General features: G+C 39.0%; 12 protein-coding genes. 3 read left to right on the top strand and 9 right to left on the bottom strand.

The features are described from left to right. The first annotated feature begins 77 nt into the window (after positions 1 to 77). Positions 78 to 572, top strand: coding sequence for a deoxycytidylate deaminase (locus ACQ4KW_RS08400; protein WP_430886086.1), 495 nt, complete (start codon positions 78 to 80; stop codon positions 570 to 572). 115 nt (positions 573 to 687) lie between these two features. On the opposite strand, the gene ACQ4KW_RS08395 is transcribed toward ACQ4KW_RS08400, so the two are convergent. Together ACQ4KW_RS08395 and ACQ4KW_RS08390 are read right to left on the bottom strand one after the other, a co-directional pair. Continuing rightward, a complete protein-coding gene (locus tag ACQ4KW_RS08395; RefSeq protein ID WP_430886085.1) occupies positions 688 to 1,812 on the bottom strand; it encodes a ribose-phosphate pyrophosphokinase in 1,125 nt (374 codons plus the stop codon). A gap of 119 nt (positions 1,813 to 1,931) precedes the next feature. Then, positions 1,932 to 2,567 carry a flavodoxin family protein gene (locus ACQ4KW_RS08390; protein WP_430886084.1) on the bottom strand — a complete coding sequence of 212 codons (636 nt, stop codon included), beginning with the start codon at positions 2,565 to 2,567 and terminating at the stop codon, positions 1,932 to 1,934. Between the two features lie 160 nt (positions 2,568 to 2,727). Here ACQ4KW_RS08390 and ACQ4KW_RS08385 point away from each other — a divergent pair, with 160 nt between their 5' ends. Next, positions 2,728 to 3,066, top strand: coding sequence for a winged helix-turn-helix transcriptional regulator (locus ACQ4KW_RS08385; RefSeq protein WP_430886083.1), 339 nt, complete (start codon positions 2,728 to 2,730; stop codon positions 3,064 to 3,066). Here ACQ4KW_RS08385 and nudC read toward each other — a convergent pair whose 3' ends face one another. Further along, entirely contained in the window at positions 3,067 to 3,915 is an 849-nt protein-coding gene (gene nudC / locus ACQ4KW_RS08380) for an NAD(+) diphosphatase (RefSeq protein WP_430886082.1), read from the bottom strand. Between the two features lie 208 nt (positions 3,916 to 4,123). Next, a complete protein-coding gene (locus ACQ4KW_RS08375) occupies positions 4,124 to 4,999 on the bottom strand; it encodes an alpha/beta fold hydrolase (RefSeq protein WP_430886081.1) in 876 nt (291 codons plus the stop codon). Between the two features lie 246 nt (positions 5,000 to 5,245). Here ACQ4KW_RS08375 and ACQ4KW_RS08370 point away from each other — a divergent pair, with 246 nt between their 5' ends. Beyond that, the gene (locus tag ACQ4KW_RS08370) at positions 5,246 to 5,719 is read left to right on the top strand and encodes a helix-turn-helix domain-containing protein (RefSeq protein WP_430886080.1); all 474 of its coding nucleotides are present in this window, start codon (positions 5,246 to 5,248) and stop codon (positions 5,717 to 5,719) included. Between the two features lie 78 nt (positions 5,720 to 5,797). Here the strand turns inward: ACQ4KW_RS08370 and ACQ4KW_RS08365 are convergent, their stop codons facing one another. The 5 genes from ACQ4KW_RS08365 to ACQ4KW_RS08345 all read right to left on the bottom strand — a co-directional run bounded on the left by ACQ4KW_RS08365 (position 5,798) and on the right by ACQ4KW_RS08345 (position 13,346). Beyond that, a complete protein-coding gene (locus ACQ4KW_RS08365; protein WP_430886079.1) occupies positions 5,798 to 8,197 on the bottom strand; it encodes an ATP-binding protein in 2,400 nt (799 codons plus the stop codon). 28 nt (positions 8,198 to 8,225) lie between these two features. Further along, positions 8,226 to 9,761 (bottom strand): cardiolipin synthase, encoded by a 1,536-nt coding sequence (cls, locus tag ACQ4KW_RS08360; protein ID WP_430886078.1) that lies wholly within the window; start codon positions 9,759 to 9,761, stop codon positions 8,226 to 8,228. A 236-nt stretch (positions 9,762 to 9,997) separates the two neighbouring features. Continuing rightward, positions 9,998 to 11,314, bottom strand: coding sequence for a pyridoxal phosphate-dependent aminotransferase (locus tag ACQ4KW_RS08355; RefSeq protein WP_430886077.1), 1,317 nt, complete (start codon positions 11,312 to 11,314; stop codon positions 9,998 to 10,000). 182 nt (positions 11,315 to 11,496) lie between these two features. Further along, positions 11,497 to 12,309, bottom strand: coding sequence for a class I SAM-dependent methyltransferase (locus ACQ4KW_RS08350; protein ID WP_430886076.1), 813 nt, complete (start codon positions 12,307 to 12,309; stop codon positions 11,497 to 11,499). Next, the gene (locus ACQ4KW_RS08345) at positions 12,306 to 13,346 is read right to left on the bottom strand and encodes a biotin-dependent carboxyltransferase family protein (RefSeq protein WP_430886075.1); all 1,041 of its coding nucleotides are present in this window, start codon (positions 13,344 to 13,346) and stop codon (positions 12,306 to 12,308) included. Before ACQ4KW_RS08345 ends, ACQ4KW_RS08350 begins: the two co-directional genes overlap by 4 nt. Positions 13,347 to 13,362 lie beyond the last annotated feature (16 nt).

The raw sequence follows: 13,362 nt of genomic DNA, 5'->3' as shown, positions 1-13,362 counted from the left end.
ATATTTTGCAAGTCGCTCAACTAATGAATTTCTTAGTTTTAGGGACTCAAATCGGCAAAAAACTATGAGGTGACCAAATGACAAATGACCACTTATCATGGGATGAATATTTTATGGGCATTGCCCTCCTTTCATCTTATCGCAGCAAGGATCCTAGTACCAAAGTTGGCGCTTGTATTGTCGATACGGACAATAAAATTGTCGGTGTGGGATACAATGGTTTTCCAACAGGGTGTAGCGATGATGATCTGCCCTGGGACCGAGAGGGTGGATTTCTTGAAACAAAGTATCCCTATGTCTGCCACGCAGAGCTAAACGCCATACTCAATAGCATACGCACACTCAAAGGTTGCAGGCTCTATGTCGCACTATTTCCATGTAATGAATGTGCCAAGGCCATCATACAGTCAGGCATTCGGGAAGTTATCTATTTGGATGACAAATACAAAGAAACGGATAGTGTCATTGCTTCTAAAAAAATGTTTGACATGTCCGGCGTTACATACAGACAGCTTGAAGTTCAAAGGGACCAGGTTGTTCTAAATTTCAACAATGACTTTAAACCGCAATAATAGAAAACTCCGAAAGAAACATTGGAAATGAATGCTTCCATTCCAATGTCTTTCGGAGTTTTTATTTACTAGAGTTTTTATTTACTAGAATTTCAAATTATAAGACTTTTATTTATTAGTCCTCTATGGTTTCACCCTTATTCACTTTTTTTACGAGCTTTCGAATCAGCTTTGTCGAGTCAAGGAGTGGCGCAATGGAATTATCCATGTTAAGCGTTTCAATAACATTTGCTGCAAAGCCTGCCATATTAACTTCCTTAAACCAAACTTTAGACTTTATATTTTCAGGCACATATGAGAGGTTTGTCGCGTATACACCATCAAGTAAGCCTTCTTCATAATATTTATCAAACTTGTCTGAACCACTTGTAAAGAGTGCAAAGGTGACGGCGACAAATATCTTCTTTGCCCCCCTCTTTTTAAGTTCCTCGCAAATATCAAAAACTGATTGACCAGAAGCAATCATGTCATCAACTATGAGAACATTACAACCCTTCACATCGCGACCAAGATAATCATGCTGAACAATTGGATTTTTACCATTGACGATCTTTGAGTGGTCTCTTCGCTTATAAAAAAGTCCTGTGTCCACACCCAGATTACTGGAATAGTACAGAGCTCTATCCATGGCACCTGTGTCTGGTGAAATGACAATAAAGTTCTCTGCATCTACAATCATATGTTTTTCTGTGGTTAGTAAGGCCTTTATAATTTTATAGCTCGGGTGGAGATTTTCAAAAGATATTAGGGGCACTGCATTTTGAATGGTTGGATCATGGGCATCAAATGTTATTATATCTTTTACGCCCAGTCTTTCAAATTCTTGAAGCGCTAAGGCGCAATCAAGGGATTCTCTACCCTTTCTCCTGTGCTGTCTTGAAGCATACAGAAGAGGTAATATCAGCGTGATTCTACGTGCCTTTCCAGCAATTGCTGAAAGGACTCTTTTAATATCCTGTAGATGATCATCAGGACTCATGTGGTTTTCAAATCCAAACATATTGTATGTGCAACCATAGTTGCCTACATCACAAAGTATGTATACATCCTTGCCTCGAATGGACTCTTTAATGACAACTTTGCCTTCACCGTTTGAAAAACGAACTTCATCAACATCTATCAAATGAGACGCTTTTTCTCTTTTCGCTGATAATTTACTATCTATTGGGCCTGCAATTTCTTTGCAACTCTTCATTGCTATAATGGCCAACTCACCATATGGTAATCCGTTATTGCTCATAAGAACCTCCCTGGCTAGCACAGTGTTGTCTAAAAAATCTTTCTATTACCATTCTATTATTTGTTGGCTATATACTCAACCTTTTGTTTGGGAGGATGACTGTTAAATAAAAAACTTTGTTATCTCACAAAATGTGTAAACACCTTGCCTTCTGACTCAGGATGCTTAATCTCATCCTTACCATGGTCAATAAGTTTTAGAGCCCATGCCATGTTTTTTCCAAGACGTGACATAATCTGTCTGCCTTCATCATCTTTCACAGCTTCACCGGGACGCAGACCATGAATAACATTCCAGTAATTAGATGTTGCAATTAACATTTCAGAATACTGGATATACTTATTGAGCTGATCATAAGCTGGAAGGCCACCAGAACGTCTCACAGCTGTCACAGCTGCTCCCACTTTGCCTTTGAAGTAATTTCCATTGGCCCCATTCACATAAAAGACCCTGTCCAGGAAGGACTTCATTGTTCCAGTGATACCTGAGTAATAGACAGGAGAGCCCAGTAAAATGCCATCTGCGTCTTTGAGCTTGTCAATCATTTCGTTTACGCAGTCATCAGAAATAACGCATTTGCCATTTCTATTTTTAAAGCACAGATTACAGCCTGTACATCCTCTAATGGCCTTGTTACCAATATGGAGGACTTCCGTCTCCATGCCCTCTTTTTCCAGTTCGTCTAAAACCATTCTGATCGCTTCATATGTATTGCCCTCTTTTCTAGGGCTACCGTTGATCGCAATAATTTTCATTGAAATGCCTCCTTAGATTCTTTGCTATACAACACATGATTATAATAGCAAGTTCATTGTGACATTGTAAGTACTGACTTTAAAGTAAGTGTCTTAAAGCCCCCTATCATATATGTTATAATCGTCTGGCATATAAAAAAATTTGAAGTAGGAGGCATGAATGCTAAAATTTAATAATAAAAAATATGTCTGTCACCTGGATCTTGCCATGGATATGATTCGAGGCAAATGGAAGGCTGTTCTTCTTTGCCATCTTATTGATGGCCCTAAAAGATTCTTATGTCTGCATCGTATCACAGGGGGCATTAGCCAAAAGGTCCTTAATGAGAACCTCCTCGATTTGGAAAGCAATGGGCTTATACATAAAAAAGTATACGCTGAAATACCAGCAAGGGTTGAGTATAGTCTTACCGATAAAGGTATGGATTTAGCACCAATAATATTAAATTTGCAAAATTGGTCTAAAAAATACTACAACGACATTCAACATATAGACTGATTAATAATTTTTATACCATTCATACATCATGGTTCGTGTTAGGGATTTCTCATTTTCATAAACCTTTGGCATTTCATCTTTTGTAAGCCAAGTTCCTTCTTTGAGCTCCTCAAGATCAAGACAAACGGTATTATCGCCATCAAGCTCTGCGAAGTATCCCGCCATAAGGCCACCAGTTATACCCCAGGGCTGACTGTCAAAGTACCTTATGTTCTTAACCTTCAAGCCCACTTCTTCCAGAACTTCTCTTCTAACAGCTTCTTCAAAGGACTCACCTATCTCAACGAAGCCAGCCACAAGGGCGTATCTATCATAGGTAGACTGTGCATATTTTGTGAGGAGGATTTTATCATCATCATGAATAGCCACTATAACAACAGGATTGATCTGAGGGTATATCACCAAATCACAGGATGGACAAGCCAAGGCTCGAGCATCAAGTTTATGGTTATTTTTATGACCACACCGACCACAGAACTTGTTGTTCTCATACCAATCATGTAAATGTGCCGCTGTGAAAACTATCATACCGTACACATTGTCATAATTACCGAAGAGTTCCCTTTTATTTATGAACTTATACTTGTCATTTGACCCAATCGACCAGGCATCTTGGCAGTATAAATAATACTTAACCTCATCCACTTCAAATAGAAACTGGATTTTGTCGGTACGACACTCTGATGTGCCAACTTCTCCAACACTGGGAAAGTCTATTGTTTTTTCAGAATCCCCTTCTTTCAAAACCAATATGTCATTTTCCTTAAAGACAATGAGTTTGTCATGGTCTTTCGCTTCATGGTTTTTATAGTCAATTACAAGTTTTGATGGACTTATGTCTTGTATCATTGGAGTCACCTGTTATTCTTTCTTCAACAAGAGTATTGTGGAAATTCGCTCGCAAAATCTCAATCGATTCTTAAAATCTATAACATATCTGTCTATTTGAGTCCCTTGCAAGCACCTTACCACTTTACTATAACATGTCAAAGAAAGCACAGCTTATGAAATTATTCATTTACAATAAACAGGCACAGTGATCCCTAAAACTTTGCATTTATGATTTAAGCGATTTGACCTCTTCTTCACCTAAAAACTGAATAATTCTTTCAGTTTGCCCTGCGACCACATGACCTGTGTCTTTTAAAAGCATACTCCTAACTTTGTGTCCGTGCTTTTCTATCCTTTCTATACTCCTTTGACCATTCATGATACAATCTTTTTCTCCAAACAATACGAGAATCGGCATGGTCAGACGATTGAGATCTTTATCTGGAAAAATGTAGAGGGGCCCCATTCTGGGGTTAAAATGTTTACCTATTAGAGCCGTGTATTCTAATGCCTGTGTCATTCCACTGTCTTTAACATCTGGCAGAGTTCCACCATTGATCATTTTAGTGATTTGTCTTGAACCCCATTTTCCAAGAAGACTATAAACGATAGCTTTTGGAATAAAACTCTTACGTTCTGGGTAAATCCCTCCTGGGCAGAGCAAAATAAGTTTGTCTACGTTTTTTGGATACTGGGTGGCATAACTTAGAGCCATCCATCCCCCTAATGACAGACCCACAATAGAAACTTGCGAAAGCCCAAGACCCTTTATCACCTCTTCAAGCCACTTGGCATAGGCCCCACTTTCATAACTAGGCCTATTTTCGTCTGAATATCCAGCTTCCCCAATAATATCTACGGCATATACATTATGGGTTTCACTTAATCTTTTCACATCTCCTATCCAGCAATATGAACTTGACACACTGCCATGTACTAATAAAAGAGGCGGATTGCCTCGTTTGCCTGACTCAATGACAAAAGTCTTGCCATATTGCGTATTAACCATGTACTGGTCATTGTCTACAGGCCACAAGGCCAAGATTTCTTTGTATCTTTGATGAACAATTTCCTTACCCATTTTTGATTTGAATATACTCATAATTCCATCCTCACCACTTCTTATAACAACACCTTTATAGCTCTAGGCTATATATGTTTTTTATAACTTAGAGCAACAACACGTAACAATAAGATGCGATCTATAGGTGCAATCCCATATAAAACGTAACTTAAAGTTATAATAAGGAACTCTAAGTTCTTTGTCAAGTAACAATTCGAAAAAATAGCCATTGATTTATTCCTTATTATTCTTTATAATAACCTTAAACTGTTCTAAGGAGTGCTTATGAGTAATAGATTTTATTCAGTGGATGACATTTCCAGTATATTAGACATGCATCCTAAAACCGTACAACGTTATATTCGCGAAGGCAAAATTAAGGCATCGAAACTAGGAAAAGCCTGGCGTGTTTCCGAAGAGGACTTTAATGCATTTATTAAAGTTTCAGGTCTTAAAACCGATTCAAGCAATCAAGCTCAGTCTTCGTCAAAAGATATTGAAAACAGAAATATTCAAGATTATATTAAGGTCTCTTCAGTTGTTGACATATCTGTCAAAAGTACTGATGACGCCATCAACATTGCCAACATTCTTACGGCGACCTTGGGCGGAAAGAAAGATATATACGGCCCTTCAACTATGAACATACAGTTCATTGAACCAGAGAACAAGGTTCGGGTTATGCTTTGGGGTAATGTTAAATTCATGGAAGATATGATGCACTTTATGTCAGATTACTTAGACAACTATGTTGGCTAGTAGAATTCAAAACATGCAAGGGCCCCAGTTAAAAGATGTTTTCAATCTTTTAACTGGGGCCCTTTAATTCCAGAACGATCACCTTGGGGATGTCTCTTGAATGAGAGGTGTCGGTGTGTATATGTCCACGCAGACACCCCCACCTTCATTGTTTTTAATATCAATAGTCCCTAAGAGAGCTTGGGTAACCATGTTGTATATGGCATGGAGTCCCAATCCAATGCTTCCGAGACTCTTCGATGTGCTGAAAAAAGGTTCAAACACATGCTCTAGGACATGACCTGGAATACCTGCTCCATTATCTCTAAAACACATATGCAACATGCCCTCTTGCATTTCAAAAATAATCTCAATCTTTCCCTTGTCACCATTTTTAAACCCATGATCTATAGAGTTCATTAATAAATGGCTGATTATATGTGCAAATATGCCCGGATAACTTTGTATAACCCAATTTTCATTGCATATAAGATGAATCTCATGACCTGTATTTTTGTACTTGGACCGGTATGCAATGAGTATGTCATTGACATATTCAAAAATATTAAACTTTCTTAAATCCAGTCTTGATTGATCCACAGCAACAAGCTTAAAACTATTCACTATTTCTGCTGTTTTAGACAGGTTTTTGTCAAGGCCGTTTAATGCCACTTCAACGGCTGACAAGTAATTGTCGAGAGCTTTTTTTGTCAGGTTGTTTTCTTCAACATTTGCCCAAAGAGACTTATGTTGATCTGCAATGAAAGACCCCAAAGTTATACTTGTTCCCAGAGGCGTATTTATCTCATGAGCCACGCCTGCAATTAAGCTGCCCAGGGCTGCAAACTTTTCTGTTTGGACGATATAATTCTGGGCTTCTCTTAAATCGTTCAGGGTGTTTCTGAGCTCACTGGCAGTGTTCATCAATAAATCCTTTTGACTTGCATTGTTTAGAGCAATGGCAATGTAGTTTGACATGCTTTTAAAAATTTCAATGGCTTTGTCATCATAGGCATTGGCTTTTTCACTTTGTATGGTTATAACGCCAATCACCGAACCGCCTATGTTTAATGGTGCATATAGGATTGATTTTATTTGCTTCTTCCTGTATTTTTCACTGAGTTTTATGGTCTCAGTCTTATTATTTTCTAAGTCTGATATATAAATCAGCTGGTCTTCAATAAAGCATTTTACTGCATAACTGCGCCTTTCATCTATACTGACTCTCATTTCTGGAATTGTCTTCATGGCCTCTCTAAGATGCTTGAAGTGAATTTCATTCCTTTGAGAATCATAAAAACCTACCCCTAAAAAAGAAACATCCATAAGCTGATTGATTCTTTCATAAATTAGTTGAACGATTTTATCAACATCAAGTGAGGCCGTGATTTGCTGACCAATTTGGTTAATCAACTCAATTTCATCATTCTTTTTCTTCAACTCCACATTTTTTAGTTTATATATTTCCATATCTTTGTTAAGGGTCTTATTTCTCATTTCTGAAGTCAGGATACTAATTCTGTTTTCCAGTTCTTTTGATATTCTCTGGTTGTTTAAGGCGATGTATCGCTCATAGTATTCAGATGATTTGTCAAAACGCCCCTTTGATTGATATGCCTTTGCCATGACCAAATACAGATGCACAAGAATTGAGTCTGTCTTATGGGGTTTTGCAATGGCGATTGCTTTCTCAGCATATGCTATTGCATGATCATGATTGTGTTTTTCTAGAGATATTTGTGACATAACCAACCAGACGTTGGCTTGTGCAAATTCATCTTTAATGTCTTTTCTATAAGCTAGGCTCTTATGGCAGTGGGACCAGGCTTCATCATATTCACCCATGTCTTTTTTTAGACTGCAAAGCATTTCGTGGCAAAGACCTAAACTGATTTTATCTTGCAACAACTCTGCTTTTTTAAGGGCAAGCTGTGCATACTCTAAAGCTTGTTGACTCTCGCCTGTCTGCTGAAAACAATTGCTTAAGCTCGACAACACAGCCCCACACAAAGCGTGGGGGTTGTCTTGGCAGTATTTGCTGGCTTCTATTAGATAGGGTAAGGCCTTGTCATGCAACTGATAAGAGAACTTGTATATTTCAGCTATATTGTAAAGAATGTAGACGATCATCTCTTTATCTGAGTGGCTTCTGGCAATATTGAGCCCCCTATTTAAAACCATCAAGGCTTTCGTAAAATCACCGCGAATTATATAGACCATACCAATGGTGTTCAGTGCCCGAATTTGATGAAGTTCTAAATCATTGTCCGAAAAATACTTCATGGCCTTGAATAAGTGGTTCATGGCCTGCTTATAATTGTTATGATACACTTCATTGATCCCCATATTTAAGAGGCTGACAAACTGCCCCTTGTCATATTTTATGTCGAGGGACTTATTGTATGCGGTTTGGGCCAGTTCAAGAGACTTATCCATTTCATTTCGTCGTACTATCCACGCTTGTTCATTCAATTGGTCAATCTTCTTTTTATCTACCATATTATCCCCCATACAAATATACCTGGTCTTACATAAGGGGTGCAAATAATCTCAGTACCAAACTTAAAAGGGTACGGAAAATACCAATATCCTTATGATAGTCCCGATCTATTGCCTTACTTACTTCTAAGGTTTTCATAAAGTCCTTTTTTACGTCAAGCACAGTCTTTGTCTTATACATCCAAAGCCCACATTCAAAATGTAAAAATAAACTTCTATAGTCTAAGTTAATTGTTCCAACAACTGCATATTTGTCATCTGATACAAATGTCTTACCATGCATAAATCCTGGAAAATACTCATATATTCGAACACCACTTTGCAGAAGCTTAGGATAGAAGGACCGTGTTGTTTCATGAACATACTTCTTGTCAGCATGATAAGGCGTAACAATACGAACATCGACACCCGATTTGGCTGCACTGCATAAGGCCGTGATCATTTCTGAGTCAATAATAAGATACGGCGTTGTTATGTAGACATAGTCTTTTGCCTTATTGATTATATTTAAGTAAACCACTTGTCCAGCTGGTTCATTATCAAGCGGTGTGTCTGAAAAGGGTTGAACGTAACCTTCTTCGACAATTTCATCAAATACTTCTGGGCTTGCTTTAAAGGATTCAAAATCACTCTTTTGACCTTTTATGGAGTCCCATAAGCTGAGAAACATCACTGTAAAGTTCCAAACGGCTTCTCCCTTAATCAAAATCCCCATGTCTTTCCAGTGGCCAAAGCGGTCTATTTCATTTATGTACTCATCAGCAAGATTTATACCGCCAGTGAAACCGAATTCACCATCTACAACAGTGATCTTTCTATGATCCCTTGTATTAAATTTGGCTGAAAGAATTGGAACCAGAGGATTAAAGACCGCGCACCGAATGCCCTTTTTTTCAAGCAATTGGTCATATCCCTTTGGCAATGTAAGCATACACCCCATGTCGTCATAGATAAAACGTACATCAACACCCTCTCTTGCTTTCTCTTCAAGGATACTCAAAATGGTATTCCACATCTTGCCCTCTTGAACAATAAAGTACTCCATAAATATGAATTTTTTTGCCCCGCGAAGAACTTCTATCAATCTTGCAAAATTGTCTTCTCCTAAAGGATAATATTCAGAAAAAACGTTTTTGTATGGTGGAAACAAGGCATAGTTTTGAATATAGGTTGACTGATTGCCAGCGTCTTTGTCATCTGCTTTCATCTCTTTGATAACATCATCGTTTGAGTCAAGATGACTTTTTGTGTCCATCTCAACTTGTTTAATTCGCGCTTTTTCCTTACGACTTAAAGGGTTACCACCAAATGCCAGGTAGAATAAACCACCGAAGATGGGAAGAATGAGAATGGGGATAATCCAAGCAATTTTATAAGCTGGATTTTTATCACTATAGACAATCCAAAGGACTATGGCAGCACTCAGCATCAGGCTGGCCCCATAGAATATTGATGAATAGTCTTTAAAAAATATCAGCATATTGAGCACAAAAACGAACTGTGCCATGATTGCAACAACAACCATAAATGTATGGCTGAATATCACTCTTTTTATTAATTTCATTTACGCCTCCAAAAATCTGGTCTTCGCCCTTATCTGATATGATTATTCTACCCTATATTGGTTAAAATTCGCTATTTATTTTAATCGTGTCTTAGGCGGATGGTGCAAGACCAATGCCGCACAAAATAAAAGTCGCTTAAACACCGTTAATAATTCACGAGGGTTAAGCGACTTTTCATAAAATTCAAGGGTCAGAAAAGGGCTGCAAAGCAGCCATTTTCTAATATTTATTATATTTATCTTTTTGCTTCGTATTGTCTTAGAAGTTCCACAAACAATTGAGGAATCTGCTTTAGCTTATCAGGCGTCTCAACAAACGATACACGGAACTGAGTGTTTCCTGGGTTTGGCTGGCCTTCTTCAATATCGTAGAAACCAGTCATTGGTGCCACTAGAAGTGTGGTTTCAACACCATCAATAACCGCTGAACCTTCGCCTGCACAGTATAGGACAAAGTCAGTCGCGTCAAAGCCAGGCTTTACAACGTTACGAACGTCAATAACTGTATAGATTGACGCATCAGGACTAGAAACAATCAGTTTAGGTTCTAATTCTTTCAGACCGTCATACACGCTGAAGATTTCTTTTCTGTAGTAGTCTTTAAGACCCTTTGTCCATTCATGGATTTGCTCTGGTGTTTCATGCGCCAGTGCACCGAAAATATACTGTCCAATAACATTTGCACATAGGTTGGCAGTGTACTCAGCAACAGAACGGTTGTGGAACTCTGGGTTGTCTGTTATAACAGCACCGATTCTTAGGCCACATGCGTTCCAAACCTTAGAAGCCGTTTCAATACTTACACGACGGCCTTCAATACCAGGAACGTCTTCATTTGTAAGACCCCAAACAGAAACAAGCTTTTCGCCTTCTTCATAGTAAAGCTCGCGGTAAGCTTCATCACTTGCCATCCACATGTTGTACTTAACACATAGCTTTGCAAGATCTTTTAGTGTTTCGTAGTCATACAGCTGACCTGTTGGGTTGTCATAAGGGATTACCAGAAGTGCACCAGGCTTGTGCTCTTTAATTGCATCTTCAATTTTATCAAGCTCTGGAAGTGTAAATTTACCGCTCTCATCAAGGTGACGCTTCACTGTAACTGTTTTTCTACCAGTTCTTTGCGCCATTGATATGTAGTTTGTGTATGCAGGATCAATCATCATAAGTGGTTTTTCATCAGAACCTGCAGGGCCACACATACCGATTAGTAAAAGCTCCATACCAGCAGAACCACCATCAGTAACTTGTGCGTGAAGTTTGCTTGTATCAAAGCCTTCACACTTTAGGATATTAAGGAATGCATCTTGACACTCTTGAATACCAGCAGTTGTAGAATATCTTACAACACCTTCAGCAAATGGACTGTTTGGACCATTTAGCTCAAACATTCTTTTTTTCATAGCCGGATTTGTCGGCAATGAAACATTACCAATACCAACATTAATTACTGCCTCAGGCTTGACTTCACGCTCTTCGTATTTCATTTGCGCTAGTCTTACCGCTGAAGGCTTTCTTGACTGAAAGTGAGTCGATAGAACGGGTTTGTTCATTGTTTTCCTCCTAAGATTCACTCGGAATCACTCAACCGAGCACTGTTATAAGTATAGACCCCTTTGGAAACGTTTTCTCGCATCCAAGTTTATATTAACACACAGAAAATACGGCTTTCAAGCACTATTTCATAAAGTCTATTTTTATGGAAGACTTCAAATTTTCGTAAAGTTGTTTTCTTCTAAATTGTATAATTTTCTGTACATTCTGTATTTTTATGAATAACACCGTAGACAACTGACCCGTAGCGAATTTCACCCACTCTATTTTCTATTCCAAGTGTTTTAAAGACACCACTGCCAATACGTTCTTTAACAATGACGCGTTTTTTGCACACACGAAGGGCTTCATCCAGTGTATCTTTATTTAAAGTATTCATTTTGGCAAATTCTCTAAGGACATTCATTGATTTTGATTTCATATTTGGATTTTGGAACATGGGGTCAAAGTAAACTATATCAACAGATTCATCATCAAGGGTCTTTAAATAAGATGCGTGGTCAGTGTGAATCACTTCAATTTTTGACATGGCCTCTTTGACCTTTGGGTTGACATTCTCATAATTCTCCAAGCCATCCTTGGTCAAATATGCAATGATCTCACTGCCCTCTAGGCCTATCACTCGCCCTCTTCCCCTTAAGGCTGATGCCAGGACAATGGCATCTGATCCGTACCCCAAGGTGCAATCTAAAATGACATCATCGGCTTGTGGACACACTGCCTTTAGAAGTTGATTTGAAATACCACTTCCTGTGTCCCACAACTTAATCACGGCTGTACCAGGATGCCAAAACATCTCACTGTCACCACTTTTTAGAAGCAATTTGCTTTCTTGAACAATCAATAAATGGTCTAAATCATGCAAGGCGAGTAGCTTATTAAGCCCTAGCTTTTTTCTTTCATAGTAGGGTCTTTGCAAGTCCCTACTGACCTTTTGAGCACGCTCTATTACTTGCTGACTTGCTTGTATAGCTGTTGTCACTCCAATTTTCATATTTTATCACTCACTCTTACGTTATACAGGTTCCCATCAATGGCAATTTCAAAATACTTCTTTTGCTCAAAGTCTTTTTCATCCTCACGAAAGCTGGCTGAAATTTCACGGCTCCAGCCCTCTATTTGACTATGCAAATCACGCCACTGACCAATGGCTTCATCCACAGAAACAGCTTGAAACTTTAGAGTGTCTCCTGGCTTGCACTGGGCCAGGTAGGGTAAATCAGCCTGGATGACCTGGCCTATCTTAGCGTAGCCACCTACAGTTTGGCAGTCTGCCATCATTATTATTGGCTGCCCATTTCCCGGAACCTGGATGGACCCAAAATTCACCGCACCCGATATAATATCATGTCCCCCTTGGGCATGAATGAATCCACCAGACAAGCGGTAGCCCATCCGGTCAGACGACTGACCGATTTTATAATCCGACTCGGTAAAAACACCCTTTGAAAGGTCTGAAAAACGCTTCGCCTTCGCTCCATATGTAAATCTTATGGGTCTGGGTTTGTATAACCTGTCTAGCAAGTCAGCCGGCACTTTTTGTTTTGTAAAACTGGCAGAGCAAGCTGTATATGGGAGTTCGTCCCCAGCTCTAAGTTTCCTGCCTCCAAAATGACCCAGCGACTCTCTAACAGATGTGGACCGACTTGATAAAACCACTCTTGTTTTCAGACCGCCTCTTAGGGCTAAATAGGCTCGGCATCCCGCTAAAGCAAATTCTGATGTCAATATATCCCCTTTAACAACAGGGATGGAGGTATTGATTCCTATTGGTTTTCCATTAATTTTAAAGCTGAAATCTCCACCGCATATAGCGATGATGGTGTCTTCTGAAAAGACAAATGTATCGCCTAAAAGTGTCATTTCAATACAAGCTTCTTCTGGTGCATTGCCAACCAGCATGTTGGCCAGTCTTGCCCCGATCCTATCCATGGCGCCAGAAACACTAATGCCCCTGCTTCGATAGCCTAAACGCCCTTGATCTTGTATTGTGGACGAAAGACCAGCTTTTATAATTCTTATTTTGCCCATATGCCTATCACCTATA

The sequence above is a fragment of the Tianxiuia mixotrophica genome (assembly GCF_050596425.1).
Classification (GTDB): Bacteria; Bacillota; Clostridia; order Peptostreptococcales; family Acidaminobacteraceae.
The sequence above is the reverse complement of the archived record's forward strand: the minus strand, read 5'-3'. Positions and strand labels throughout refer to the sequence as shown.